This is a genomic window from Leisingera sp. ANG49 (assembly GCF_059694505.1).
Map to the genome: position 1 here is coordinate 164,194 of NZ_JCATZN010000003.1, position 26,198 is coordinate 190,391.

Sequence of the window (26,198 nt, forward strand, 5' to 3'; positions counted from 1 at the left end):
GCCCAACAGGTGACAATGCAATCTGCAGACCGCACCGCAATGGGCGGGAGCCCCCGCCTGCGGTGCGAAAGATGTCAGTTTACCGAAACCAGCTCGATATCAAACACCAGATCCTTGCCAGCCAAGAAATGGTTGGCGTCCAGGGTCACGGTTTCCTCGCTGACTTCCACGACGGTCACCGGAAGCACCTGGCCATCAGGGCTTTGCATCTGCAGTTGGGTGCCAAGGTCCAGCGGGATGTCCGCCGGGATGCCCTCGCGCGGGATTTCCTGCCGTGCGGCGGGGTTGATCGGGCCATAGGCCTCTGCGCAGGGGATTTCGAGGGTTTTCTTTTCACCAACGCCCATCCCTTCAAGGCCGGCGTCCATACCCGCGATCACATGGCCTGCGCCCACGGTGAACTCCAGCGGGTCGCGCCCCTCGGAACTGTCGAAAACGGTGCCATCCGTCAGCTTGCCTGTGTAGTGAATGCGTACGGTGTCGCCGTTCTTTACCCCGGTCATGAGACCTCCAATTGGTTGCGGGTTGATAAAGGCGTGCAGCCTAGCGCCCGCAGACGCGATGTAAACCCGTATGGGTACAATTTCCCGCTTTGCCCCTTCTCTGCCTTCGTGCAACTCTCGCCGCAAGGGAGGACCCCATGCCAATCACCACCTGTATTTTTGACGCCTACGGAACCCTGTTCGATGTGGCCGCCGCTGCCCGCCAGGCCGCCAGCGAGCCGGAGTTTCCGCATCTGCAGGACAACTGGGCGGAGCTGGCCAGCCACTGGCGGCTGAAGCAGCTGCAGTACACCTGGCTGCGCTCCATCACCAATGCCCACGCCGATTTCTGGAACGTGACCCAGGATGGGCTGGACTGGGCGATGGAGGCGACGGGGCTGCACGGCGATACGGCTCTGCGCCAGCGGCTGCTGGATCTGTACTGGGAGCTGCAGGCCTACCCGGAAGTCCCTGCGATGCTGCAAGCACTGAAAGACGCGGGCATGAACACTGCGATCCTGTCGAACGGCTCCCCCGCGATGCTGGATGGTGCGGTGCAGTCAGCGGGGCTGGGGGGCGTGCTGGATGATGTGCTGTCGGTGGAAAGCGTCGGCACCTTCAAACCCGACGCCCGGGTATACGATCTGGTCGGAAAGCGGTTTGGCTGCGCACCGGAAGACGTGCTGTTCGTTTCCTCCAACGGCTGGGATGCAGCGGGCGCTTCCGGCTATGGCTTCACCACCGCCTGGGTGAACCGCGCCGGCGAGCCAGTGGACCGGCTGCCCTGGAAACCCGCGCATATCCTGCCGGATCTGACGACTATCCCTGACCTCGCCAAGGGCTGAAGCGCGCATGCCACATTTTGGCACTTCTGACGGGCTGCAGCTGCACTACTCAGATGCCGGCACAGGCCCGCCGCTTCTGTGCCTTGCGGGTCTGACCCGGGACAGCCGGGATTTCCGCTACTTCGAACCGCATGCCGCACGGTACCGGATGATAACGCTGGACGCGCGCGGGCGCGGGCAGTCGGATCATGACCCGGACTTCTTGAATTACAACGTTTTGCGCGAGGCGCAGGACGTGCTGGCGCTGCTGGATCATCTGGGTCTCGGCCAAGCCGCCATCCTTGGCACCTCTCGCGGCGGGCTGGTCGCGATGACGCTGGCGGCAATGGCCAAGGACAGGCTTTCGGCGGTGATCCTGAATGACGTCGGCCCGGAGATCCCGCCCGGCGGCATTGCAAGGATCATGGAATACGTGGGCCGCCGCCCGGCGGCAAAGACCTGGGCACAGGCCGCTGAGACCCTCAGCGCCTTGATGGCACCCACTTTTCCTGACGTGCCCGCCGCCCGCTGGAGGGAGGAGGCAGAAGCCTTTTACGACCAAACGCCGGAAGGGCTTTCCCTGCGTTATGACCCGCGCTTGCGCGACGCGCTGCTGGCGCAGGCAGATGCGGGACCGCCGCCGGATCTTTGGCCGCTGTTCCTGGCGCTGGACGGCCTGCCCGGCGGCGTGATCCGCGGCGCGAACTCCGATATTCTGAGCGCCGGAACCTTCGCGGAGATGCTGCGCCGCCTGCCCGCGTTGCAGGCCGCCGAAATAGCGAACCGCGGCCATGTGCCCTTTCTGGACGAGCCGGAAGCGCTCGCCCTCATCCATTCAGTTCTGGACCAGATCAGATGACCTCAATTGCCATGATCGAAGCCGCGGCGGAGCGGCTGAAGGGCCATGCCCGCAAGACTCCGCTGCTGTCCTCGCCGTTTCTGGACGAGATCGCCGGGCGGCACCTGCTGGTGAAGGCGGAATGCCTGCAGCATACCGGATCGTTCAAGTTCCGCGGCGGCTGGTCGGCGGTCTCGGCACTGGGTGAAGATGAGCGCAAACGCGGGGTGATCGCCTATTCCAGCGGCAACCATGCGCAGGGTGTGGCGGCGGCCGCCAAGGCGCATGGCGCGCCTGCGGTGATCGTGATGCCCGCTGACGCACCGCAGCTAAAAATCCGGAACACCCGCGATCTGGGTGCTGAGGTGGTGCTCTATGACCGTGCGGGCGGCGAAAGCCGCGAGGCGGTTGGCGCCCTGCACGCGGAAGCGCGCGGGCTGACACTGATCAAACCCTATGACGAGCCGCTGGTGATTGCGGGCCAAGGCACCTGCGGGCTGGAGATTGCGGAGCAAGCGTCAGCAACGGGCATCACCGAAGCGGATGTGCTGGTCAACTGCGGCGGCGGCGGGCTGTCCTCCGGCATTGCCCTGGCGCTGGAAGCCCGCGCACCGGGCCTGCGGGTGCGCCCGGTGGAGCCGGAAGGCTTTGACGATGTGACCCGGTCGCTGGCGGCAGGCGAAATCCGGCAGAACCCCAGCCAATCCGGATCCATCTGCGACGCCATCCTGACACCGCAGCCGGGGGATATCACTTTCCCGATCCTCAGCCGCCTGTGCGGACCAGGCATTGTGATCACCGAGGATGAGGCGATGCAGGCCATGGCGCTGGCCTTTTTGCGGCTGAAAATCGTGCTGGAGCCGGGCGGGGCCGCATCGCTGGCGGCAGCCCTGTTCCACGCGGACCAGATTGAAGGCGATGCGGTGATTGCCGTGGCAACCGGCGGCAATGTGGATGCAGAGCTGTTCCGGGAGGCGCTCTCGCGCTATGCTTGAGACCTGGCCGCGCGATTGTCCGCACGGCAGCCAGGGGGACACGTCATGACACGTTTCACCATCGCCTCGTTCAACGTCAAAAACCTGATCGGCCCGGAGCGGGAATACTACCGGTTCCAAAGCTACACGCCGGAGGAATATGCTTGGAAGGCCGACTGGATGGCCGACCAGCTGCTGACCCTGAACGCGGATATTGTCGGGTTTCAGGAAATTTTCGAGGAAACTCCACTGCGCCAAGTGATCGCCGAGACCGACCGGCGCGGGGCAGAAGCCAATGCAGCCAGCCTCCCCGATCCCGCCAAACGCTATCACCGCAAGGCAATTTTTCAGAAACTGGCCTATGGCTCATATTCCGAGGCAGAGCTGGCCTTTGCTCCGAACCTCAATGATGCGGACGAGCCGGGCAAGCGGCGGCCCGGGCTGGCGGTACTTTCGCGCTTTGGCTTTCAAGGCGAGCCGGACGTGATCCAGGACTTGTCTCAGCCGCTGGATATTCCGATGGCGTGCCTGGGCGAGGAAGAAGACGCGGGCTTTTACACTCTGCGCCGCCTGTCTCGCCCAATCCTGAAGGTGCGTGTGCCGGTTGGAGACCAGGTGATCAGCGTGTTCAACTGCCATCTGAAGTCGAAACTGGGTGAATACATCAAGCCGCAAGGCGCCCCCTACCCGCCTGAGACGGTGCTGACGGCCTATGATGGGGCTGGGCGGGCAATGGGATCACTGCGCGCGGCCCTGCGGCGGATGGGCGAAGCCTGGGTGCTGCGCCGGGCGGTGCTGGAGGAGCTGGAGCAAGGCCGCCCGGTAATGGTCCTGGGGGATTTCAACGACGGTGAACATGCTGTGAGCAGCGAGATCATTTCCGGTGAGGCGCCGTTCAAGAACTATGCCTGGATGCTGCGCCATGATGCTGAGCATGCAGGCGACCGCTACAGCGAGGCAGAGGACGCGCAGATCCGCGAAGCCATCGACCGGGTTCGGCTGCGCTCGGCGGAGAAAATGTTCCTGCGGAAATCCCTGCGCGATGTGGTCTACACCACGGCCTTTGGCGGAGTTCACGAGAGCATCGACCAGATCTACATGTCCCGCCACTTCGACCCGGACTGGCACGGAGCGGTCGGCAAGATGCACTACTACAGCGTATTCAACGACCACCTAACCGATGGCAGCCATCCGGAAGCGCCTTACAATAAACTGGCCTCGGATCACGGGCAGATCATGGCCCATATGGAGCTGAGAAGCTGAGCTTGGCCGATTGCTTTACCTTCCTGCCCCGGCGCAGGTAGACTGCGGCGGAGCAGAAACGAGGTTCTCCATGCAGATCGCAGATCTGGGCGACGTCCAGCTTCACTACCGCGTTGACGGCGACGCAGGCGGCGCCCCCATCGTGTTTGCCAATTCGCTCGGCACGGACCTGAGGGTCTGGGATGCTGTGGTGGAAAGGCTGCCCGCAGGATTGCGCATCATCCGCTACGACAAGCGCGGGCATGGGCTGTCCTCCTGCCCGCCTGCCCCCTATTCGATGGGTGCGCTTATTCGGGATGCGGAGCGGCTGCTGGACCACCTGGAAGTGCGCGACTGCATGTTCGTGGGCCTGTCGATCGGCGGCATGATCGCGCAGGGACTTGCCGTGAAGCGGCTGGATCAGGTGCGGGCACTAGTGCTGTCGAACACCGCAGCCAAGATCGGCACCGCCGAGATGTGGAAGGAAAGGGTTCAAACGGTTCAGACAGATGGCATCGAGGCGCTGGCCGATGCGGTGATGGAACGCTGGTTTGCCCGCGGCTTCCGCGCCACGCCGGAGCTGCAGTTGTGGCGAAACATGCTCGTGCTGCAATCGCGCGACGGCTATGCCGGCTGTTGCGCGGCGATTGCGGGCACCGATTTCTACACGCCGACCAGCGGGTTGAGGCTGCCCTGCCTCGGTATTGCGGGGTCCGAGGACGGCTCCACCCCGCCCGACCTGGTGCGTGAAACGGTGGACCTGATCCCCGGCAGCCAGTTTCATCTGATCCGGCGTGCAGGCCATATTCCTTGCGTCGAGCAGCCGGATGAATACGCTGACCGCCTGGCGGCCTTCCTGAGGGAGACTGGGCACATTGGCTGAGTTTCTTCTTGTTCACGGCTCCTGCCACGGCCCATGGTGCTGGCGCGACGTGATCCCGGCGCTGGAGGCCCGCGGCCACACTGCTCGCGCCATCACTCTGCCCGGCCACGCGGACGGGCGCGATCCCGCGGGCGTGACACTGGCCGAAACAGCCGAGGCGGTTGCGGCAGCCTCCTCCCCTGACACTGTGATCGTCGGGCATTCCTGGGGCGGCTTTCCCATTTCCGCTGCGGCAGAGGCGCATCCGGCGCGCGTGCGCAGACTGATTTACCTTTGCGCCTATCTGCCGGTCAGCGGCATGTCCCTGATCGACATGCGCAAGGCAGGGCCGCGGCAAACGCTTGAAGGCGCCACTCAGAAGAACACGGCAGGCACCGCTTACAGCCTGATGCCGGAAACAACGCCTGACTTGTTTTACCACGACTGCCCGGCGGAAGCCGTGCGCTTCGCCATGGAAAACCTCTGTGTGCAGCCGATCCTGCCGCAGGACACGCCGATCCGCCTGAGCGAACGGTTCGAGGCTGTGCCCAAAGCCTACATCCGCTGCACTGGAGACCGGATCATTCCGCCGGAATACCAGGCGCAGATGGCGGCCCGCCTGCCGACAGGGCGGCCCCATAATTTGAATACCTCCCACTCGCCCTTCTTCGCCGACCCTGAAGGCCTGGCAGAGCTATTGGGGCAGATCGTAAAGGACTTCTGATGGCAGGCTCTGTCTTTGACAGCCAGGTTTATGGCGACTTATTCAGCAGCGGCGAAGTCAGCCGGCTGTTCTCGGACAGCGCCGAAGTGCGCGCGATGCTGCTGGTGGAGGGCGCCCTGGCCAAGGCGCAAGGCGAGGCAGGCGTGATCCCGCAGGAAAGCGCTGCCGCGATCGGGCGGGCCGTGGTGGAAATCGCCGTCGACCCGGGTGTGCTGAAACGGCCCACCGGGCAGAACGGTGTGCCGGTGCCGGGTCTGGTGGCCGCATTCCGCGAAGAAATGAAGGCGCCCGAACATGCTCAGTATGTGCATTGGGGCGCGACTTCGCAGGACATCATGGACAGCGCGCTGATGCTTCGGCTGCGCCAGGCGCTGGCGCTGGTTGAGGCGGACGTGAAGGCCGCTGTCCTATCGCTCGGCAAACTCGCTAGGGCGCATGCGGAGCTGCCGATGGCCGCCCGCACTTACGGGCAGCACGCAACCCCCACCAGTTTTGGCGCGGTGGCGGCGGCTTGGGGCACCCCGCTGCTGAACCTGCTGGAAGAGCTGCCCGGCTTGCGGCAGTCCTGCCTGATGGTGTCCCTTTCCGGCGCGGCGGGCACGTCCAGCGCGCTGGGGCCGAGGGCACCGGAAGTGCGGGCAGCCATGGCAAAGGGACTGGCGCTGCGGGATCCAGGACGCAATTGGCACACGGACCGGACGCCGGTACTGCGGATCGCAGATTGGCTGCTCCGTGTGACCCTGGCCTTCGGCAAGATCGGCGAGGACTGCACCGCATTGACGCAAAGCGGGACTGAAGAAGTCTCGCTTGGAGGAGCCGGCGCCTCTTCCACCATGCCGCAGAAGCAGAACCCGGTGGCGCCCTCAGCGCTGGCAGCGCTGGCCCGGCAAGGCAGCGGCTTGTCCTCCGTCCTTCAGGGCGCCTCAATGCAGCAGCATCAGCGCGACGGAGCAGCCTGGTTTACCGAATGGATGTGCCTGCCGCAGATCGTTCTGGGCGCGGCAAGTGCAGCAAGAACAGGCAAGGAGCTTTGCGCAGATATTTCGCCGCGCGCTGAGGCTATGGCGACGGCGCTTTCAGCCGGGCGGGGCCTGATCCACGCCGAAGCACTGAGTTTTGCCCTGGCGGCGCAGATACCGCGGCCCGATGCCCAGGCGGCGGTAAAGACCTTATGCCAGGAGGCTCAGGCCGCGCGCACTCCACTGCGGGATCTTGTTGTGCGGGACTATCCGGAGCTGGATGCGGATGCGTTATTTGACCCGGCTAGGCAGATGGGCCATGCGCCATGGGAAGCCCTGCAGTTCAGCAAGCGTGCGGACGGCCTGCGCGGTTCCTGACCGGATTGCACCAGGCTTTGCAAAGCGCGGCGTTTTCCGTGGCGTTACAACGCGCTCTATCCGGCACATTGCTGCTTGATGCAGCTGCGTTGGCGCGTCACCCTGACTGTAAACGGGAAGGACGATCATGCGAACCATTAAAGCCGCTGTCTGCCACGAATTCGGCGCCCCGCTGGTCATTGAAGATGTGCAGCTGGCACCGCCCGGAATGGGGGAAGTCGAGGTCACGCTGGACGCGGTTGCGATCTGCTACAGCGACATCTCATATGCCGAAGGTGCCTGGGGCGGGCATCTGCCTGCGGTTTACGGTCACGAAGCCGCCGGGGTGATCACCGGAGTTGGCTCAGGCGTGCAGGGGTTTGCGACGGGCGACTCGGTCGTGGTCACACTGATCCGCAGTTGCGGCACCTGCGCTTCCTGTGCGGGTGGCAGGCCAGTGATCTGCGAAACGCCCTATGACACGGTGAATGGGCCGTTGAAAACGGTCAGCGGCGCCCCGTTGGACCAAGCGATGGCGTGTGGCGCCTTTGCCGAGAAAGTGGTGGTGGATCAGCGCCAGATCGTAAGGATTCCCGCAGAAATGAAAAAGGACGCGGCAGCGCTGATTTCCTGCGGAGTGATCACCGGTGTGGGTGCGGTGGTCAACGCTGCCCGGCTCCGCGCGGGCCAAGACGTGGTGGTCATCGGCGCAGGCGGCGTCGGCCTCAATGCCATTCAGGGCGCCCGTATTGCAGGCGCCCGCCGCATTGTTGCGGTCGACATGAACCCGGAGAAACTGGAGACCGCCAAGGCGTTCGGCGCCACCCACGGGGTGCTTGCAACCGAAGGCAAGCCTTGGAAGGCTGCCCACAAAGCTCTTGGCGGGCGCGGTGCCGATGCAGTGCTGGTCACGGTCGGCGCCATTCCCGCCTACGATCAGGCGCTGCGCTACTTGGCCCGCGGCGGCAAGGCGGTGCTGATCGGCATGCCGCATTCGGGCGCCAATGCAGCTTACGAGCCTGTTGTGCTGGCTGCCTTGGGACAGGGGCTGATCGGCTCCAAGATGGGCGACACAGTAATCCAGCGGGACATTCCCTGGATCGTGGATCTGTACCAGCAAGGGCGGTTGAAGCTGGATGAGCTCATTTCCGGCCGCTGGTCCCTGGACCAGATCAACGAGGCAATTGCCGATACCAAGACCGGCAGCGCGAAGCGGAATGTCATCGTGTTCAGTCATGGGCGCACAGCAGGCTGACCTGTCCCCAAAAACGCCAGGAATTTTCGATAGATTTGCGCGTTCCTGGTCCCCCCGTTTGCCGCTGACCGCCTTGCCGGCCTTAGCGGATCCGGTTCAGGCAGGCGCCGCTATGCCTTTGGCAGAGCTCTCACCGGTGACTCTCCGCCGATCCTGGTGTGAAACGCAACTGCTGGATGACTTGGGCACTTGAAGCGGGCAAGCTGCGGAAAAACGACAGCAGGAAGTGAAGCAGTGCCTCCGTCAAAAAGTGGCGGCAACCCGCCGGAAGCCGACATGCAGGAAAGTGCTGCAGCTGCAGCTGCATTTCTAAAGACCCTTGCACATGAAGGCCGTCTGATGATCCTTTGCCACCTTATCGCAGGGGAGAAATCGGTCAGTGAACTGGAAAACCTAATGAACCTGCGCCAGGCGGCGGTGAGCCAGATGCTGGCGCGGCTGCGGGAAGAAGGGCTGGTCACGCCCCGTCGAGAGGGCAAAGCGGTGTACTATTCCCTGAACAACGGCAGTACTGAAGAAATGATTGCGTTGCTCCACAAGCAGTTCTGCGGCTGAGATTGAGGGCGATTCCGTGGTCCGCTGCCGGCTTGGCGGTGCCTTTGCAAGAGGTCTTCTTGTGTTCGCGGCAAGAGCCACGCCTTGGGCTGCAACACGCGCAAGAGGCGCGAGGCGCCTGAGGCCTGGACCCCAGGCAAAGATGTCGGGCCGGGCGGCTACTCCCCGTCAGCCCTGACCTTTTGGGTTTGCGCACCCAGTCCTTCGATTTCCAGCCGCATCACATCGCCGGGTTTTAAATAGACCGGCTCGGGCTTGGCTCCCATGCCGACCCCTGGTGGCGTACCTGTTGCAATCACATCACCGGGATGAAGCGTCATCAGCTGGCTCAGATGCGAAATGATCTGCGCCACCGAGAACACCATTGTGCTGGTGTTGCCTGTCTGCCGCCGATCACCGTTCACATCGCACGTCAGCCACAGGTTCTGCGGATCCGGCACCTCGTCCCGCGTCACCAGCCACGGACCGATAGGCCCGAAGGTGTCGCAGCTTTTGCCCTTGGTCCATTGCCCTGTCAGCTTGGTCTGGAAATCCCGTTCCGACACATCGTTAATCACGCAATAGCCCGCAACATGGTTCAGCGCGTCTTCTTCAGTAACGTGTTTGGCCGCAGTTCCTATCACTGCGCCCAGTTCTACTTCCCAATCCGCGGCCACCGAACCGCGCGGCAGGATTACATCGTCATTCGCCCCAACTATCGAAGAGGTGGCCTTGAGGAACAGGATAGGATGTTCCGGCAGTGCCATGCCCATTTCCTCAGCATGGTCAGTGTAATTGAGGCCGATGCCAAGGAACTTTCCCGTCTGGCCGACGCAAGGAGCCAGTGCCGGGGCGCCTTCCACCGGCGGCAGCGTCTGCGGATCCAGCCCAGTCAGCCGGTTCAGCGTCGCATCATCCAGCACCTCGCCGGTGATATCCGGCACGTGGGCAGAAAGATCCCGGACTGCACCCTCACTGTCCAGCAGTCCCGGCCGTATTTCTCCGCCCGTGCGGTATCGCAGCAGTTTCATTCCTGTTTTCCCCGTTTGTTTCCCGATCAGTTGGAGACGTAGCCCGCAACCACCTGTAGCAGTTTGAAAGCCGTGGAGGCGTCGTTTTCCACCACCGCAAGGAATTCCTCCTCACCGATCCGCAGGCAGCGCAGGTCGGTTTCTGCGATCATGCTCAGAGCGCGCGGCTCATGGCGGATCAATCCAAGTTCTCCAACCAGCCTTCCCGGGCCAACAGTGGCGATCAGGCGGTCTTCCTCCCCTTCCTGCGGCAAGTACAAACCTGCCTCGCCATCAAGGATCATGTAAGCCCCGTCTGTGGCCTCATCATCCTTGAGAAAGACAACTTCGCCAGCCTTCGCATCATACCAGCGCGCACCAAAGGCAAGCAGGCGCATCTGGCGGCGGTTCAGGCCGGAGAACAGCTCTGTCTGCTCCAGCGCCCGCAGCTTGCGCGCCAGATCCTGGCTCGCCGCTCCATCCCCCGCCGCAGTCGCCTCGGCCTCATCGCTGACAAGCCGGCCTTGGCGCAACTCGAAGAACGTGTCGAAGACATCCGGGCTTTGGAAACTGGGGGCCAAATAGATCAGTGTTGTGTACGGCAGTAGCTTGCGCAGGTTCTTGTGCACGGCCACGCGGGTGTCCAGATCATAGCTTGCCATCGCGGAGTCGAGGATCAGGATGTCCGGCCGCTTGATGGTGGCCCGGCAGAAGGCCAGGGGCTCCGCAAAACTTGCCGCCAGCCCCTGCCCGCCCACGGCGATCGGCATGTCAAAGATCAGCTCCACCACCTGATCACGCAATCCTTCACGGACCATGAGCTCCGAAACCAGCTTGCGCACCTCATCCGCCTTGGCCCCGGCGGCATCGGAAATTTTGCCGAACAGCGCATTCTCAAGGACAGTCAAACTGGGTGCAAATGCATTTTCGCTGAAGGGCACAAACCCGGCACCCAGCGCCTTCAGCAGACTGTCGCCATGACTGCGGCGGAAGCCGAGGATGCGCTCCTTCATCCCGTCCTCGAAAGCCGGGCCGATCTGTTCCGCCGAGATTGTGAACGGCACGATCAGCAGTTGCGCCAATTCCTCCCGGCTAAGCTTGGCAGCATCCGTTCCGCCAGGTTTATCCGCCAGCGCCAGCGCGGCCTCATAGGCCTCCACATCCAGCCCCAGCTTGCGGAACAGTGGGTGGCCGGTACCGTCCATGCCAAAAATCTGCCGCAGCATCTCGACCACATCGCGGGTCAGCGCGACCAGCCCCTCGTCCAGACCCAGCTGCTTCAGCTGGTCGAGGAACTCTCCCTGGTGGTGCAGCATCTCGCCGGTCATGGCTTCCTGAGACGCTGCGAACAGCAGGTTTTCCGCAACCGGCAAAGCCGGGTTGTAGCTTTCCTCGTCCAGGAAATGCACATGCACATCCAGCCCGGCGTCCTCGATTGCCTTGCGTACCGCGGGGCGCAGCTCGACCAGCTGATCCGCCAGGCCTTGATGCGCCGGGGCTTCGAAATACTGATCAATTCCGCGGCGGAACAGCGCGGTGTCCGACCCGATGCCTTCCACCAGCTTCAGCCACCACCCGCGCAGCTCATCCTCGCTGGAAAAACCCGCCAGTTCAGGATCCAGCCATGGCGCATCAAAGGGATCCGGGCTGTTGCCGGCAAGCTTTGCGATTTCCAGCTCCCGCTGATTGCGTGCCTCGCCGCGCGGGCGCATCCGCATCGGCATCATTACGTTGTCGCCGAAGGACCCCTGAAACAGGACCGGGCGCGAGGTGGCGTAACCGATCCGTGCAGCGATGGTTGCTTGATGCAGGCCGACAAGACTCTCCCCCGCCACCGTCACGGTTCCAGAGGAAGGCAGGATTTCCCGGGTCAGCAGTTCCGCCAGGGCACGCCGGTCTTCCTCGGACGGCGCCGCGATACCAATCACGTTCCCCGCAGGAAACGTCGCGCTCAACTCTTCCAGCACAAGATTGCCGTCAGTATCCCGCACACTTACCGCATCAAGCTTCACATCGCCCTTCAGGCGGCCCAATTTCTCGGGTTCGCCGCTGAGCAGATTCTCCTCGACCATGCCCTGCGGCGCGAAACGTTCCAGAATCACGTCCCAGCGCAAGCTCATGTCCTGGGTCTGGTTGTAATAGGCCAGCAGTTCCTTCCAGGGCGACGCCAGGTCCTTGTAGGCCGCCAGCGCCGCCACCAACGCGCCCAGCGAAACCTTGCCCTGCAGCACCAGGTAACCGCCGACCGCATAGAAGAAGAAAGGCGTCAGTTGGGTGATGAAGTTGTTGAGAAACTTCATGAAGAATTTTTTCTGGTAGATCAGGAAGCGGATGTCATAGAGGCGTCCCAGCCTGGCGGTGATAATCGCCATCCGATAGCGCCAGCCGCCGTTGATCCTGAGCGTCGACGCCCCTGCGGCACTTTCCCCGATTTCCGTGGCCAGCGCGCGCACCTGCTTGATGCGTTTCTTGTTCAGCAGGTTGATCTGCCGCTGCAGCATCGGGATCAGCCAGCCCTGCAGCGGAATCAAGGCAATCGCTGCCATCCCGAACCAGAAGTTCTGCAAAAACAGAAAGAACAGGATGGTCAGCATCTGGCCCGCCTGCAGCACCGGCTGGCTGACCGCATCCCCCATCAGCCCGCCCATTGGCTCCGATTCCGAGGTGACCATCGACACCAGCTCACCTTGGCTGACCCGCTCGAAATAGGGTTGCGGAAAGCGCAGGACCCGGGCGATCAGCTGATAGCGGAAGCGGCGCAGCATCCGCTCCGCCAGCACCCCCTTCATGGTGTTGATCCGCATTTTCAGCAGACCGTGGCAGAGCACCGAGAGCAGGAAGGCTCCGCAAAGGATCCAAAGGAACGTCAGCTGTTCGAAACTCTGCCCCAGCACCGTAATCGTAGAGCTCTCGGCTCCGATCGCGTCATTGATGATCCGTTTGGGCAGCTCGAGCGTCAGATAGAGCAGCGGAAACAGGCAAGCAGTCACGACCAGTAGCACCAGCTGGTCGCGTTTCGAGTATTTCCAGATGAAGCGGAACAGAGAGCGCTCGATGGGAAAGCTCCGTAATTGGCGGCATCAGGCTAGGCTTTTCTATGGGTAGCGCGGTTTAACAGGCACAGGCAATGGGCAGAAACCCGCCTTGTCCCGTTGCGGCACCTTGCCGTCGCAACATTTGCCAGACGCCAAAAAATCCGTAAGGTTCCAGCCAAGTACACTTTCAGGAGACTAATTGGTTTGCCGGAATACGTCGGATCCGTTCTGCTGCTGCTCTGCGCCCTGCAGGTCAAGCACTTGTTTGCCGACTTCTTCCTGCAGACACCCAAGATGCTGTCAGGCCGCTGCGCCTATGCCCATATGGGGCGCGCGCAGCATGCCGGTGTCCATATTGTCGGTTCGGCCTTGATCTTTCTGCTGTTCGGCGCGCCGATAATGTTCATCCTGGTGCTGGCCGTGCTGGAATGGGTGGTGCATTTCCACATCGATTTCGGCAAGGCCCGGTTTTCCGAGCGCAAGAAACTGAATCCGCAGCAAGCAATGTTCTGGCAGGCGATGGGCTCGGACCAGGCACTGCACCAGCTGACTTATATCGCCATGGCCTGGGCCTGGATAAAGTACGCGGCGACATAAGCCACCTCTGCTTGCGCATTGTCAGGGCACCACTGGCTTGTCCCGTTTGATCGTGCGCAGGACCACATTGGTCTGGGCACTGGCCACCGCGGGGAGACGGAACAGGAAGCTCTCCAGAAACCTGTTGTAGGCCTCAAGATCCGGCGCCAGAACCCGAAGATGGTAGTCAGCCTGCCCGGTTGTGGCATAGCACTCCTGCACCAGCGGGCTGGTTTCCACCGCGCGGATGAACTCCACCAGCTTGTCCGGGTCGTGCCGCGTCAGGTGCACATGTACTATGGCCTGGAACCCCAGCCCCATAGCGGGCGCGTTCACCACGGCCCCATAGCGCTCAATGATCCCTGCCTCCTCGAGCGCCCGCACCCGGCGCCAAAGGGCTGACGGTGACATGCCCACTGCCTCTGCCAGATCGGCATTGGAGATGCGGGAATCTTCCTGAATCAACGTCAGGATCCGGCGGTCGCGGTCGTCGATCTTCATTTTCCGGTCAATTCCTCCGAAAAAATTGTAAGTTTTGGATAACACATCCACAAATGGCCGCAAAACCAGAAATTCAGGCAAATCTTTTCAGCCTTCGTGGCTTATTTTTCCGGCAAACACTTTTTCCGCGCAAGGATACCGCCGCGATGACCGAGCTGAGCCACGATTTCCGCAGCTACAAGCTGGACGACCGTTACGACATGACCAAAGGCCGGGTGTTCCTGACAGGCACCCAGGCGCTGGCCCGGGTAATGCTGGATCAGGCCCACCGAGACCACGCCGCGGGGTTGAACACCGCGGGCTTTGTGTCGGGCTACCGCGGCTCGCCGCTGGGCGGGGTCGACCTGGAATTCTGGCGCGCGGAGAAGCGGATGCAGGCGAACCGCATTACGTTCATGCCCGCCGTGAACGAAGACCTGGGCGCCACCGCCGTTCTGGGAGCCCAGCAGGCCATTCTGGACCCGCACTGCGAGGTCGAGGGTGTGTTTTCCATGTGGTACGGCAAAGGCCCGGGCGTGGACCGCTCCGGCGATGCGCTGAAACATGGCAACGCCTACGGTTCTTCGGCAAAAGGGGGCGTGCTGGTCGTTGCTGGCGATGATCATGGCTGCGTCAGCTCTTCGATGCCGCATCAGTCGGATGTGGCCTTCATGTCTTGGTTCATGCCGGTGCTGAACCCGGCAGATGTTTCTGAATACCTGACCTTCGGCGAATACGGCTTTGCCCTGTCGCGCTACTCGGGCACCTGGGTCGGCTTCAAGGCAGTGTCGGAAACCGTGGAGAGCGCACGCTCTGTGGAACTGCAACCGGACCGTCAGTTCACTTACCCTGAGCTGCCGGACTATCCCGGCGGCCTGCATATCCGCCGCGCCGACCTGCCCTCGCCTGAGATCGAAACCCGCATCCATGCCAAGCTGGACGCGGTGCGCGCCTTTGCCGAAGCAAACCCGATCGACAAGCGGATCTATGACATCAAGGAAGCCCGGTTCGGCTTCGTCTCCACCGGCAAGGGGCATCTGGACCTGATGGAGGCGCTGCGGCTTCTGGGGCTGGATGAGGCCGCCTGCCGCCGTTTGGGCATCGACATCTACAAGGTTGGCATGGTCTGGCCGCTGGACCGCACCGATGCGCTGCGGTTTGTACGCGGCAAGCAGGAAGTCCTGGTTGTCGAAGAAAAGCGCGGCATCATCGAGAGCCAATTCAAGGAGAATTTCTATGACTGGCCCGGCAGCAAGCCGGAGAAGATGGTCGGCAAATACGACAGCCAAGGCGAGCCGCTGATCCCCTGGACCGGCGAGCTGAGCCCGCTGTTGCTGGCGCCGATCGTGGCGGCACGGCTGGACAATTTCTTTCCGGAGGAGAACCTGCCCGCCAAGGCGGCCGCACTGACCGCGGAACCGCCGAAGGTGCTGAACGTGCCCGGAGCCACCCGTACACCCTATTTCTGCTCTGGCTGCCCGCACAACACCTCGACCAAGCTGCCCGAGGGTTCCAAGGCGTTCTCTGGCATCGGCTGCCACGTGATGGCGAGCTGGATGGACCGGGAGACCGCGGGTTACGCGCAGATGGGCGGTGAGGGCGTGCCCTGGACCGTGGCCTCGCAATTCAACGGCAACAAGCATGTGTTCCAAAACCTGGGCGAAGGCACCTGGTATCACTCGGGCTCGCTGGCGATCCGCCAAGCGGTCGCGGCCGGCACCAATATCACCTATAAGATCCTCTATAACGACGCGGTCGCAATGACCGGCGGGCAGCCGGTGGACGGGCCGGTCTCGGTGCATGGCATCGCCCAGACTTGCCGCGCCGAAGGTGTGCAGCGGATTGCCCTGGTTTCTGACGATATCGGCAAGTTCAGTCACGGCGACTTCCCGGCAGGAACCACCTTCCATGACCGCAGTGCGCTGGACACGGTGCAGCGGGAACTGCGCGAGGTCCCCGGCGTTACCGTTCTCATCTACGAGCAGACCTGCGCCACAGAGAAGCGCCGCCGCCGCAAGCGCGGCAAGATGGAAGACCCGAAACGCTTTGCCTTCATCAACGATCTGGTTTGCGAGGGCTGCGGCGATTGCTCGGTGGAATCCAACTGCCTGAGCGTGGAGCCGAAGGAAACGCCCTTTGGCCGGAAGCGCAAGATCAACTTGTCCACCTGCAACAAGGACTTTTCCTGTCTGAACGGCTTCTGCCCCAGCTTCGTCACCGTCGAAGGTGCCACCCGGCGCAAGAAGAAAACCGCCGGGCTGGACGCCGCCGCGCTGACTGCCAAGCTGGCCGCGCCCGAACTGCCATCACTCAAACAGCCTTTTGACCTGCTGGTCACCGGGGTCGGCGGCACCGGCGTTGTCACCGTTGGCGCGCTGATCACCATGGCAGCGCATCTGGAGGGCAAGGGCGCCAGCGTGCTGGACTTCACCGGCTTTGCTCAAAAATTCGGTACAGTGCTGAGCTACATCCGGCTGTCCAGCTCCCCGGGAACACTGAACCAGGTGCGCATTGACCAGGGCGGTGCGGATGCCGTGATAGGCTGCGATGTTGTCGTAAGCTCGGCTCCCAAGGCATCGGTTCATTACCGCGCCGGTACCAAAGTGGTGCTGAACCGGGCGGAAATGCCTACTGGTGATCTGGTTCTGCGCCGCGATGCCGACCTGATGGCGGGGGTACGCGAGAATACCATTGCAGAAGCAGTGGGGCCGCAGAACCTGTCTGGTTTCAATGCCAACGAAGCCGCTGAGGCCATGCTGGGAGATGCGGTTTTGGCCAATGTCATGATGCTGGGCTTCGCCTGGCAAAAGGGGCTGGTGCCGGTGACTGCGGGCGCGCTGGATCAGGCAATAGAACTGAATGGCGTGGCCATCGAAAAGAACCGTCTCGCCTTCGCCATCGGACGCGCCATGGCTGCGGACCCGGCGCTGGTAGAGGACATCTACACAGAAGCTCCGGAACAGGACGAAACTCTAAAAGAGCTGATTGATCGGCGCGCCACCTTCCTGACCGGGTACCAAAACACGGCCTATGCATCACGGTACCAGGATACGCTCGAACGGTTCCGCGATGCGCTGCCCGAGAAGGCGCAGGATGAACTGACCGCGGCAGCTGCCCGGTCGCTGTTCAAGCTGATGGCCTACAAGGACGAGTTCGAGGTAGCACGTCTGCTGACCAGCGAGAAATTCCGTCACCAGATCGAGGACGAATTCGAGGGTAATTTTAAGGTCAACTACCACCTCGCTCCGCCGCTTCTGAGCCGCAAGAAGGATAGCCGCGGCCGGCCCCTGAAGCGCTCATTTGGCCCCTGGCTGCACCCGGCGCTGAACCTGCTGGTCAAGACGCGCAGCCTGCGCGGCACCGCCTTCAACGTCTTCGGTTACCATGAAGAAGCCCGCCTGCACCGCGAACTGCTGACCTGGTACGAGGATGCGCTCCGTACCGTGGCCCAGCGCTACACACCGGGTACGCATGGCGCCTGTCTCGAAATCCTGCAAGCGCCGATGGAAATCCGCGGTTACGGGCCGGTGCGCCTGGAGGCCGCCAGAAAGACCCGCTCGGCAGCGGATGAGACGCTGCGCAGCCTGTAAGGCAAGCACTCATAAACCGGCACTGGGAAATCAGATGTCCCAGTGCTGGCGCGTAAACTCGGTGAAGGCCTCGACCTCCTCAGCCAGCGGCTCCCGCCCGGTGAACACCTTGAGATATTCAGGCGTCACTTCCAGCCGGTGGGCGTGGCTTTCGTTCGGATCCGCCATGTCATAGCCCAGCTGCATATAATACAGGACTTTGGCGCGGGTCATGGCCTCGCGCTCCGGGTATCCATAGCGGGCAAACATTGCTGTCAGCGCCTCAACCCGTCGCCGGTCGGACCGGTCCAGCAGGCTGCGCACCTTGCCTGAGCGGCGGGACCAGTCCCGCACTGCAAAGTCAAGCGCGGTGTTGAACAGATTGGGGTTGGTGATGCAGTGAAAGACATTCAGCACTGCGCCAGTGATTGTTTTGGCCGGTGCCTCCGCCTGCCGCACCATGCCTGCGGTATTGGTCTGCTCCCAGGTTTTCAGAAGCGCGTCCAGCAGATCCTGGCGGGATTTGAAATACCAGTAGAAAGACGACCGCGAGACCTGCATCCGCTCGGCCAGTGCCAGCACCTTGACCTGTTCCACACCATCCGAGATCAGCACATCCATTGCCACGTTCAGCCAGTCGTTGCGGGTGACTTTGATATTGCCGACCAGCGGCTCGGCCTCTGGATCATCCCGGTGCAGAACAGGTTTTTGCGCCATGAGCGGCCTTTCAGGTTACTTGCATTTCCGCCACTCTATGCCGGGCCGCCTGCCTGCGCCAACACGGCAACACTGCCTGCCCGGATTTGCAACGGAGACTAAGTGGCATCAGCGACACACAGGAAATGCAGCCTGAATACTGGGCGGTACCGACAGCTGGCGCCTGCAGGCACATCCTTGTGACTGATTGAGACCAGATGCTGGCACCCTTCCTTCACGCTCTCTCAATCAGTTTGAATGCAAACTGCCAAGCATTCTCCACCCTGCAACGCTTTCTGCAGCTTGGCTAAATTCTCCTTGCAGAACCGGCGTCTGACCAAATGGGGTTTGACTAAACAGCCTCCGGCGCGCGAAGGTGTTGGAAAAAACAGGGGAAAAAACGATCTCATGAGCGCCTTGAACCAACTGGGCGGGCTATTCTGAATGCGTCCGCTGCTGTCCGTCGAAAACCTCAGCGTCGGTTTTGGCAAAGGAGCCTCCGTTGTCAATGACGTGAGTTTTGCCGTCCAGCCGGGTGAAACGCTTGCCCTGGTTGGGGAAAGCGGCTCGGGCAAGACGGTTTCCTGCCGGGCAGTGCTGCGCATCCTGCCAAAGGTGGCGCAGCTGCGGTCTGGACGGATCCTGCTGGAGACCCGCGACAAGAAACTGGATCTGGCCTCGCTGGATGAACGCGGCATGCGTGACGTGCGCGGCAACACCATCTCGATGATCTTCCAAGAGCCGATGCGGTCGTTGTCGCCGTTGCACCGGATCGGCAACCAGGTGTCCGAGGTGCTGTGGCTGCATGGACGGAAATCCGAACGCGAGGCGCGCGAAATTGTTTTGGATTGTTTTGAACGTGTCGGTTTTCCAGAACCGGAGCGCACCTATCGCTCCTACCCGTTTGAATTATCGGGCGGAATGCGCCAGCGCGCGATGATCGCCATGGCGATGGTGGCCAAGCCGGACCTGCTGATCGCCGACGAGCCGACCACAGCGCTTGACGTAACTACCCAGGCACAGGTGCTGGGCCTGATGAAGGATCTGCAGCGCGAAACCGGCATGGCAATGATCCTAGTGACCCATGATCTGGGCGTGGTTGCCAACATGGCCGAGCAGGTCGTGGTGATGCACAAAGGCCGGGTCATGGAGTCTGGGCGCGCCGAGCCGTTGCTGAGAACGCCTGCACATCCGTATACCAAGGCGTTGTTCGACGCCGCACCGGAAATCCCGGACGAGGCAGTCGTTGCGATTCCTCCTTCGCGCGAAGACCTGATCATGGAAATGAGATCTGTCTCCAAGACCTACACACTGCGGGCGGGTAAGGGCTGGCAGGCCCCGACGCTGATCCATGCCTGCCGCGAGATTGACTTGCGGGTAACCCGCGGCGAAACACTGGCAATCGTTGGCGAAAGCGGATCAGGCAAGACCACTGCCGCCCGCATCGCCTTGGGGGCAGAACCGCCCGACCCTGGCGGCGAAGTGCTGTTCCGGCCAAATGCCAGCCAGCCCCCGGTCACAGTTCATGACATGGACCGGGAGACGCGAACAGCCTTCCAAAAGCAGGCCCAGATGGTGTTTCAGGACCCTTACTCGTCGCTGTCGCCCCGAATGCGCATACAAGACACGCTGATGGAGCCGCTGGACATCCATCGCATCGGCACCCGGACCGCTCGCCGCGACAAGGCTGCGGAAATGCTGCGCCTAGTAGGGCTGTCGCCCGACATGCTGAAACGCTATCCGCACGCTTTTTCCGGCGGCCAGCGCCAACGCCTGTCTATTGCGCGCGCCCTGATGCTGGATCCGGCATTGATTGTCTGCGACGAACCGACCTCAGCGCTGGATGTCTCGGTGCAGGAACAGATCCTGCGGCTGCTGGAAGACATCCGCGACCAGCACAACCTGTCCTACCTGTTCATCAGTCATGACCTTGCCGTGGTAGCACGGATCGCCGATGAGGTTGCGGTGATGCGGCGCGGGCTGATCGTCGAGCAGGCGCCGCCGGAAACACTATTCTATAATCCCCAGCACCCCTACACCAAGGCGCTGATCGCCGCCCAACCGGAACCGGATATCGACCGGCCCATCGACCTGAAACTGGTGGCCCAGGGTGCGGGAGCGCCCGAGCGCTGGCCCGAAGCCTTCCGGTTCAACGGCGTCGATGCCCCGCCCCTGGTGAATTTGAAAAACCTGGAACCTGGCCACAAGGTGCGCTGCCATGCTTGATGCCCTGAGACCTTTCCTAGCGGCTGCCTTCTGCATTGCCCCTTTACCTGCCTTCGCAGACTTCGCTGTACAAGAAAGCAAATTCTGGAGCTCCGAGGTCAAGGCCGGGTATCTGCCACCAGCTGCCAAACGCCTGCCAGAAGTACCGCTAGTGGTGGATCTGGCCTCCAAAGGCCGGGAGTTCGGTATTCAGGGCGGAACGCTGAATACCATGGTCACGCGCTCCAAGGACATCCGGCAAATGGTGGTTTATGGTTATGCACGGCTGGCCGGTTACGACGAGAAATACCAGCTGAAGCCGGACATTCTTCTGGGATACGAGAACGAGGGCAACCGCCGCTACACGCTGAAACTGCGGCCCGGTCACCGCTGGTCCAACGGCGATCCGTTCACCTCTGACGATTTCCGGTACTGGTGGGAGGATGTCGCCAACAACGAGCTGCTGAGCCCCGCTGGGCCGCCGGACTTTCTGCGGGTAATGGGAAATCTGCCGCGGGTAAGCTTCCCGGACGAAACAACAGTGATTTATGAATGGGATGAGCCGAACCCCAGTTTTCTGCACATGCTGGCTCAGGCCCGTCCGCCTTTTATCTACAGGCCAGCAAAATACTTGAAACAGTTCCACGCGGATTATGCCGACGCAGAGGTTCTGGAAGAGGAAGTTGACTACGCCCGTGTCAAAAGCTGGGCTGCGCTGCATAACAAATACGACAACATGTACAAGTTCGACAATCACGAGCTTCCGACGCTGCAGCCCTGGATCAACGCCTCGCCCGGCAAGAAGATCCGCCATCAATTCGTGCGCAATCCTTTTTACCACCGGATCGACAGCCGCGGTGTGCAGCTACCCTATATCGACACCGTAGAGATGGAGATCGTAACGGCAGGGCTGGTGGCCGCCAAATCAAACGCAGGAGAAGCGGATCTGCAGGCCCGCGGATTGGATTTCCGCGACATCCCGATCCTGCGCAAGGGCGAAAAGGACAATTCCGGCTACATGACCTACCTTTGGGGTAACGGCGCTGCTTCGCAGATCGCCATCTACCCGAACCTCAATACAAAGGATCCGCTCTGGCGTGAAATTCTGCGTGATGTGCGGGTACGGCGCGCCTTGTCCCTGGCTATCAACCGCCGCGCCATCAACAGAGCGCTCTACTTCAATCTCGCCAAACCCGGCGCCATGACGGTGCTTGAGCAGAGCGAGCTGTTCGATCCCGCCCTGCGCGACGCTTGGGCCGGGTTTGACCCGGAACAGGCAAACCGCCTGCTGGACGAGGCCGGGCTGACCGAAAAGGACGGCTATGGCATCCGCTACTTGCCTGACGGACGCCTGATGGAACTGATTGTGGAAACCGCCGGCGAACGTCAGGAAGTGGAAAACGCCCTCCAGATCATCGCCGATGACTGGCGCGATGTCGGGGTCAAGCTAATCATGCGCCCGCTGGACCGCGACATTCTGAGAAACCGTGTCTTCTCCGGCAATTCCATGGCCTCCGCCTGGTTTGGCTGGGACAATGGTTTGCCGCAGTCCTATACGTCCCCGGTTTACTTGGCCCCAACAGATCAGGTTTTTTTGTCCTGGCCGAAGTGGGGCCAATACTATCAGACCGGCGGCAGCGCGGGCGAGCCGCCGGACATGGAGCCGGCCAAGAAATTGCTTTCCCTGCTGCAGGACTGGGACATGGCCACGACAAAGGCCGGGCGCATCGCGGCCTGGCGCGCCATGCTGCAGATCCACGCAGAGCAAGTCTACGCGATAGGGGTGGTTGCCGCCGCACCGCAACCTGTGGTCGTCAGCAAGCAGCTGCGCAACGTCCCTGAGCAGGCGATCTGGGCCTGGGACCCCGGCGCGCATTTCGGCGTCTACCGGCCCGACGAGTTCTTTTTTGAGGACGGCCTGGACTGATGGAAATACTGCGATACGCCATCTACCGCTTTGGCACCATGCTGATGACACTGCTGGTGGTATCGGTGCTGATCTTTGTCATCATTAACCTTCCGCCCGGCGACTACCTGTCGAACCAGATCGCCGAGTTGCAGGCGACAGGCCAGTCCGCAGGGGTGGCCAAGGCCGAATTTCTGCGTAAGGAGTATGCGCTGGATAAGCCGCTGTGGCAGCAATACATGATCTGGATGGGCTTCATGCCCGGCCCGCATGGGTTCTCCGGCATGATCCAAGGCAACTTCGGCTGGTCCTTCGAATTTGACAGCCCGGTGGCCGATATCGTCGGCGACAGCCTTTGGCTGACTGTGCTGGTGAACCTGGCCGCCGTTATCTTTGTCTATACCGTAGCCCTCCCTCTGGGGGTGCTTGCCGCCGCCCGCGCCCGCACCTGGGTCGACTACACCACGGCCTTTGTCGGCTATCTGGGGCTTGCAACGCCAAACTTCCTGCTGGCGCTGATCCTGTTCTACTACGGCCACCGCTGGTTTGACCTGCCGATCGGCGGGCTGATGGCACCTGAGTTCGAGGGCGCGCCAATGAACTGGGACAAGGTGAAATCCATTATGGTGCACCTCATTGTTCCAACCTTCGTGATCGGCACCGCCGGTGCCTCGGCCATGATGCAGCGGCTCCGTGCCAACATGCTGGATGAGCTGGGCAAGCCCTATGTTGAGACCGCCATCGCCAAGGGCATGGCGCCATCACGGATGCTGGCGAAATACCCGCTTCGGGTGGCATTCAACCCCTTTGTGGCCGACATCGGCAACTTGCTGCCCTCGATGATCTCCGGTTCAGTTCTGGTGTCTGTGGTGCTGGGCCTGCAAACCATCGGCCCGACGCTGCTGACCGCGCTCAAGACACAGGACATGTTCCTGTCGGGTTTCGTGCTGATGTTCGTGGCCTTGCTCACCCTGATCGGCACCATGATTTCGGACGTGCTGCTGGTGTTGCTTGACCCCAGAATCCGCTATGAGGGGCGCGACGCATGACCCATTTGCCCGACGGACGTTTTGTCGATGATGAACCCTTCGATCCGCAGGCCTCGCTGCTGGAGCTGGAGCGCAAGGATCTTGATGCCCCGAATTGGCTGCTGGTCTGGCGTAAGTTCAAGACACACAAGCTTGGGCTGATCTCCGGCATCTTCCTCTTTATTGCTTACTTCCTGATCCCGTTCGCCGGCTTCATCGCCCCTTACGGCCCCAATCAGCGGTTTTCGGAACACCTTTTTTCCCCGCCGCAGTCGATCAAGCTGTTTCACGAGGGTGAGTTTATCGGCCCGTTTGTCTACCCGATGACTTCCGAGGCCAACCTCGAGACTTTCCAGTGGGAGTTCAAGCCGGACACCTCACGCCCGCTCAAGCTCAAGTTTTTCTGCGAAGGCAGCACCTATTATCTGGCCGGTTTCATAGAAAGCAACCGGCACCTGTTCTGCGCCAGCGAGGAAGCCACGATCTTCATCTTGGGGTCTGACCGCCTGGGCCGCGACATCTTCAGCCGCGTTTCTTATGGCGCGCAGCTGTCACTCACGGTTGGCCTGATCGGGATCACGGTCTCCTTCGTGTTTGGCATCTTCTTCGGCAGTGTCGCCGGGTATTTTGGTGGCCGAGTGGACTGGACGGTGAACCGGGTGATCGAGATCCTGCGCTCGCTGCCTGAACTTCCCTTGTGGCTTGCGCTGTCCGCGGCGGTGCCCTCAAACTGGTCGCCGGTCGCGGTGTTCTTCATCATCTCCATCATTCTCGGCATTCTTGACTGGCCCGGACTGGCCCGCTCAGTGCGCGCCAAATTTCTGTCGCTCCGTGAAGAGGAATATGTCCGCGCGGCGGAAATGATGGGTGCCTCTTCCGGACGGGTGATCCGCAAGCATCTGCTGCCGAACTTCATGTCGCACCTGATCGCCTCCGCCACCCTATCAATCCCGGCCATGATCCTGGGCGAAACCGCGCTGTCCTTCCTCGGCCTCGGCTTACGTGCGCCGGCTGTTAGCTGGGGGGTAATGCTGAACGACGCGCAGAACCTCACGTCCGTGGAAATCTACCCCTGGCTGGCCATTCCGATGCTGCCGATTGTCGTCGTCGTACTGGCCTTTAACTTCCTGGGCGACGGGCTGCGCGATAGCTTGGATCCCTATCAGCAGTGACCCTTCTCACCGCCCTCCCCGCCTCGGAGCAATTCCGCCTCACCGGCAGCGGCCGGTGGCCCAGCGCCTTTGCTGTCACAGAACTGGCTAATGCCTCAATTGCCGCCGTTGGGCTTGAACTGGCGATGCTAATCGAGGTGCTGAACCTCGCGCCCACCGCGCCCGATGTCATTGTCGACCAGCGTCTGGCTTCCCTGTGGTTCAGCTACAGCTTCCGCCCAGAGGGTTGGGAGCTGCCCAGCCTGTGGGATGCGATCGCCGGCGTCTATGAAACACAGGACGGCTGGATCCGCCTCCATACCAACCTGCCGCATCACCGCCAGGCAGCGCTGAGGGTGCTTGAATGCGCCGGCACGCGGGAGGCCGTGGCTGCCGCAGTAAAGTATTGGAATGCGGATAGCCTGGAAAGCGAAACTGTGGCTGCTGGCGGGGCGGCTGCCGCCATGCGCAGCCGAGCGGACTGGCTGTCGCACCCTCAGGGCCGCGCTGTGGCGGCAGAGCCGCTGATCGACTGGTGTTCCCCCCGCCATATACAGCTGAGAGATCGGCCTCAGGCGACTGTTGAACGCCCGCTTGCCGGATTGCGGGTGCTGGACCTCACCCGCGTTCTTGCCGGGCCGGTCTCCACCCGCACACTGGCCGGTTTTGGTGCCGATGTGCTGCGCATCGACCCGCCTGGCTGGGACGAGCCGGGAGTGATCACCGACATTTCCCTAGGGAAGCGAATGGCCGCGCTCGACCTGACCAAAGGCGAAGACCGGCTGGTATTCGAAACCTTGCTTGCCCAGGCCGATGTGCTGGTGCACGGCTACCGGCCCGGCGCATTGGACGGGCTGGGGTATGACGCAGGCAACCGGCGGCAGCTTGCGGCAAACGCCGTGGAAGTGACGCTGGATGCCTATGGCTGGACCGGCCCCTGGGCCACGCGGCGCGGGTTCGACAGCCTGGTGCAGATGAGTGCTGGCATTGCAGATGCAGGCCGCGACTGGGCCGGGACCAACAGGCCGCACCCACTGCCGGTACAGGCGCTGGATCATGCAACCGGGTATCTGATGGCTGCCGCGGTGCTGTCGGCACTCACTGCAGCGGCGCAAGGCGAGGCAGTTCCAACTGCCCGCCTCTCGCTTGCGCGCACAGCGAAATTGCTAGCGGGGATGGGCAAGCCTGCCAAAGGACCGGATATCGCTGGGCCAAAAGACAGCGACTACTTGCGGCATATTGAAAAAAGCGGCTGGGGGTCTGGCCGTCGGCTTGCTGCACCACTCACTCTGAACGGCACGGCAATGCACTGGGAATTGGCTGCCGCCCGCTGCGGCAGCGCCGCTGCCACCTGGGCTGATTAACCGGTGGCACGCGAGCCGCCACTGCCCCAGGCAATCTGCCCCAAAAAACAAAGCTGGAAAGAAGCGCCCGTCAGCTTCCCGGCATCTTGCCAGTCCAGCAGCCTCCAAGACTGCGCCGCGCACCAGC

Annotated in this window: 21 protein-coding genes; 16 read left to right on the forward strand and 5 right to left on the reverse strand. The window is 62.1% G+C overall.

The window, feature by feature from the left end; genetic code table 11:
• Window positions 1-74: 74 nt before the first annotated feature.
• Window positions 75-503: an FKBP-type peptidyl-prolyl cis-trans isomerase gene (locus tag AC58NV_RS11195; RefSeq protein WP_366661270.1), complete on the reverse strand. Its 429-nt coding sequence runs from the start codon at window positions 501-503 to the stop codon at window positions 75-77.
• Window positions 504-640: 137 nt separating this feature from the next.
• Between AC58NV_RS11195 and AC58NV_RS11200 the strand changes: the two genes are divergently transcribed.
• The 9 genes from AC58NV_RS11200 (at window position 641) to AC58NV_RS11240 (ending at window position 9,072) form a co-directional block, all read left to right on the forward strand.
• Window positions 641-1,327 carry a haloacid dehalogenase type II gene (locus tag AC58NV_RS11200; RefSeq protein ID WP_497227194.1) on the forward strand — a complete coding sequence of 229 codons (687 nt, stop codon included), beginning with the start codon at window positions 641-643 and terminating at the stop codon, window positions 1,325-1,327.
• Between the two features lie 7 nt (window positions 1,328-1,334).
• Complete coding sequence (locus AC58NV_RS11205; protein WP_497227195.1) at window positions 1,335-2,165, forward strand: alpha/beta fold hydrolase; 831 nt, start codon at window positions 1,335-1,337, stop codon at window positions 2,163-2,165.
• The gene (locus AC58NV_RS11210; RefSeq protein WP_497227196.1) at window positions 2,162-3,139 is read left to right on the forward strand and encodes a threonine ammonia-lyase; all 978 of its coding nucleotides are present in this window, start codon (window positions 2,162-2,164) and stop codon (window positions 3,137-3,139) included. The genes AC58NV_RS11205 and AC58NV_RS11210 overlap by 4 nt, the downstream gene beginning before the upstream one ends.
• Window positions 3,140-3,184: 45 nt before the next feature.
• Complete coding sequence (locus tag AC58NV_RS11215) at window positions 3,185-4,381, forward strand: endonuclease/exonuclease/phosphatase family protein (RefSeq protein ID WP_497227197.1); 1,197 nt, start codon at window positions 3,185-3,187, stop codon at window positions 4,379-4,381.
• Between the two features lie 70 nt (window positions 4,382-4,451).
• A complete protein-coding gene (gene pcaD, locus AC58NV_RS11220; RefSeq protein ID WP_497227198.1) occupies window positions 4,452-5,243 on the forward strand; it encodes a 3-oxoadipate enol-lactonase in 792 nt (263 codons plus the stop codon).
• On the forward strand, window positions 5,236-5,946 hold the full coding sequence (locus tag AC58NV_RS11225; protein WP_497227199.1) for an alpha/beta fold hydrolase: 711 nt from the start codon (window positions 5,236-5,238) through the stop codon (window positions 5,944-5,946). Before pcaD ends, AC58NV_RS11225 begins: the two co-directional genes overlap by 8 nt.
• Window positions 5,946-7,283, forward strand: coding sequence for a class-II fumarase/aspartase family protein (locus AC58NV_RS11230; RefSeq protein WP_497227200.1), 1,338 nt, complete (start codon window positions 5,946-5,948; stop codon window positions 7,281-7,283). The genes AC58NV_RS11225 and AC58NV_RS11230 overlap by 1 nt, the downstream gene beginning before the upstream one ends.
• A gap of 127 nt (window positions 7,284-7,410) precedes the next feature.
• Complete coding sequence (locus AC58NV_RS11235; RefSeq protein WP_497227201.1) at window positions 7,411-8,517, forward strand: Zn-dependent alcohol dehydrogenase; 1,107 nt, start codon at window positions 7,411-7,413, stop codon at window positions 8,515-8,517.
• A 276-nt stretch (window positions 8,518-8,793) separates the two neighbouring features.
• On the forward strand, window positions 8,794-9,072 hold the full coding sequence (locus tag AC58NV_RS11240) for an ArsR/SmtB family transcription factor (RefSeq protein WP_497227202.1): 279 nt from the start codon (window positions 8,794-8,796) through the stop codon (window positions 9,070-9,072).
• 158 nt (window positions 9,073-9,230) lie between these two features.
• On the opposite strand, the gene AC58NV_RS11245 is transcribed toward AC58NV_RS11240, so the two are convergent.
• Together AC58NV_RS11245 and AC58NV_RS11250 are read right to left on the reverse strand one after the other, a co-directional pair.
• Window positions 9,231-10,082 carry a fumarylacetoacetate hydrolase family protein gene (locus AC58NV_RS11245; protein ID WP_497227203.1) on the reverse strand — a complete coding sequence of 284 codons (852 nt, stop codon included), beginning with the start codon at window positions 10,080-10,082 and terminating at the stop codon, window positions 9,231-9,233.
• A 26-nt stretch (window positions 10,083-10,108) separates the two neighbouring features.
• Window positions 10,109-13,066: a cyclic nucleotide-binding domain-containing protein gene (locus AC58NV_RS11250; RefSeq protein ID WP_497227651.1), complete on the reverse strand. Its 2,958-nt coding sequence runs from the start codon at window positions 13,064-13,066 to the stop codon at window positions 10,109-10,111.
• 234 nt (window positions 13,067-13,300) lie between these two features.
• Here AC58NV_RS11250 and AC58NV_RS11255 point away from each other — a divergent pair, with 234 nt between their 5' ends.
• Window positions 13,301-13,693 (forward strand): DUF3307 domain-containing protein, encoded by a 393-nt coding sequence (locus AC58NV_RS11255; RefSeq protein WP_497227204.1) that lies wholly within the window; start codon window positions 13,301-13,303, stop codon window positions 13,691-13,693.
• Between the two features lie 21 nt (window positions 13,694-13,714).
• Here AC58NV_RS11255 and AC58NV_RS11260 read toward each other — a convergent pair whose 3' ends face one another.
• Window positions 13,715-14,173 carry an Lrp/AsnC family transcriptional regulator gene (locus AC58NV_RS11260; protein WP_497227205.1) on the reverse strand — a complete coding sequence of 153 codons (459 nt, stop codon included), beginning with the start codon at window positions 14,171-14,173 and terminating at the stop codon, window positions 13,715-13,717.
• Window positions 14,174-14,319: 146 nt separating this feature from the next.
• Between AC58NV_RS11260 and AC58NV_RS11265 the strand changes: the two genes are divergently transcribed.
• Entirely contained in the window at window positions 14,320-17,742 is a 3,423-nt protein-coding gene (locus AC58NV_RS11265; RefSeq protein WP_497227206.1) for an indolepyruvate ferredoxin oxidoreductase family protein, read from the forward strand.
• Window positions 17,743-17,772: 30 nt separating this feature from the next.
• Here the strand turns inward: AC58NV_RS11265 and AC58NV_RS11270 are convergent, their stop codons facing one another.
• Window positions 17,773-18,438 (reverse strand): TetR/AcrR family transcriptional regulator, encoded by a 666-nt coding sequence (locus AC58NV_RS11270; protein ID WP_497227207.1) that lies wholly within the window; start codon window positions 18,436-18,438, stop codon window positions 17,773-17,775.
• A 423-nt stretch (window positions 18,439-18,861) separates the two neighbouring features.
• On the opposite strand from AC58NV_RS11270, the gene AC58NV_RS11275 reads away from it, so the two are divergent.
• From AC58NV_RS11275 to AC58NV_RS11295, 5 genes are read left to right on the forward strand one after another with little or no spacing between them, the layout of a single operon-like run.
• Window positions 18,862-20,643 carry an ABC transporter ATP-binding protein gene (locus AC58NV_RS11275; protein WP_497227208.1) on the forward strand — a complete coding sequence of 594 codons (1,782 nt, stop codon included), beginning with the start codon at window positions 18,862-18,864 and terminating at the stop codon, window positions 20,641-20,643.
• Entirely contained in the window at window positions 20,636-22,549 is a 1,914-nt protein-coding gene (locus AC58NV_RS11280) for an ABC transporter substrate-binding protein (RefSeq protein ID WP_497227209.1), read from the forward strand. Before AC58NV_RS11275 ends, AC58NV_RS11280 begins: the two co-directional genes overlap by 8 nt.
• On the forward strand, window positions 22,549-23,577 hold the full coding sequence (locus tag AC58NV_RS11285) for an ABC transporter permease (protein ID WP_497227210.1): 1,029 nt from the start codon (window positions 22,549-22,551) through the stop codon (window positions 23,575-23,577). Before AC58NV_RS11280 ends, AC58NV_RS11285 begins: the two co-directional genes overlap by 1 nt.
• On the forward strand, window positions 23,574-24,728 hold the full coding sequence (locus AC58NV_RS11290) for an ABC transporter permease (RefSeq protein WP_497227211.1): 1,155 nt from the start codon (window positions 23,574-23,576) through the stop codon (window positions 24,726-24,728). Before AC58NV_RS11285 ends, AC58NV_RS11290 begins: the two co-directional genes overlap by 4 nt.
• Window positions 24,725-26,071, forward strand: a complete 1,347-nt coding sequence (locus tag AC58NV_RS11295) for a CoA transferase (RefSeq protein WP_497227212.1) — start codon at window positions 24,725-24,727, stop codon at window positions 26,069-26,071. The genes AC58NV_RS11290 and AC58NV_RS11295 overlap by 4 nt, the downstream gene beginning before the upstream one ends.
• Window positions 26,072-26,198 lie beyond the last annotated feature (127 nt).

Coding starts and splice junctions, on each gene's coding strand:
- AC58NV_RS11205 (WP_497227195.1), top strand. CDS start 1,335: ATGCCACATTTTGGCACTTCTGACGGGCTGCAGCTGCACTACTCAGAT.
- AC58NV_RS11235 (WP_497227201.1), top strand. CDS start 7,411: ATGCGAACCATTAAAGCCGCTGTCTGCCACGAATTCGGCGCCCCGCTG.
- pcaD (WP_497227198.1), top strand. CDS start 4,452: ATGCAGATCGCAGATCTGGGCGACGTCCAGCTTCACTACCGCGTTGAC.
- AC58NV_RS11280 (WP_497227209.1), top strand. CDS start 20,636: ATGCTTGATGCCCTGAGACCTTTCCTAGCGGCTGCCTTCTGCATTGCC.
- AC58NV_RS11285 (WP_497227210.1), top strand. CDS start 22,549: ATGGAAATACTGCGATACGCCATCTACCGCTTTGGCACCATGCTGATG.
- AC58NV_RS11260 (WP_497227205.1), bottom strand. CDS start 14,173: ATGAAGATCGACGACCGCGACCGCCGGATCCTGACGTTGATTCAGGAA.
- AC58NV_RS11240 (WP_497227202.1), top strand. CDS start 8,794: ATGCAGGAAAGTGCTGCAGCTGCAGCTGCATTTCTAAAGACCCTTGCA.
- AC58NV_RS11275 (WP_497227208.1), top strand. CDS start 18,862: ATGCGTCCGCTGCTGTCCGTCGAAAACCTCAGCGTCGGTTTTGGCAAA.
- AC58NV_RS11215 (WP_497227197.1), top strand. CDS start 3,185: ATGACACGTTTCACCATCGCCTCGTTCAACGTCAAAAACCTGATCGGC.
- AC58NV_RS11245 (WP_497227203.1), bottom strand. CDS start 10,082: ATGAAACTGCTGCGATACCGCACGGGCGGAGAAATACGGCCGGGACTG.
- AC58NV_RS11270 (WP_497227207.1), bottom strand. CDS start 18,438: ATGGCGCAAAAACCTGTTCTGCACCGGGATGATCCAGAGGCCGAGCCG.
- AC58NV_RS11230 (WP_497227200.1), top strand. CDS start 5,946: ATGGCAGGCTCTGTCTTTGACAGCCAGGTTTATGGCGACTTATTCAGC.
- AC58NV_RS11265 (WP_497227206.1), top strand. CDS start 14,320: ATGACCGAGCTGAGCCACGATTTCCGCAGCTACAAGCTGGACGACCGT.
- AC58NV_RS11210 (WP_497227196.1), top strand. CDS start 2,162: ATGACCTCAATTGCCATGATCGAAGCCGCGGCGGAGCGGCTGAAGGGC.
- AC58NV_RS11195 (WP_366661270.1), bottom strand. CDS start 503: ATGACCGGGGTAAAGAACGGCGACACCGTACGCATTCACTACACAGGC.
- AC58NV_RS11290 (WP_497227211.1), top strand. CDS start 23,574: ATGACCCATTTGCCCGACGGACGTTTTGTCGATGATGAACCCTTCGAT.
- AC58NV_RS11200 (WP_497227194.1), top strand. CDS start 641: ATGCCAATCACCACCTGTATTTTTGACGCCTACGGAACCCTGTTCGAT.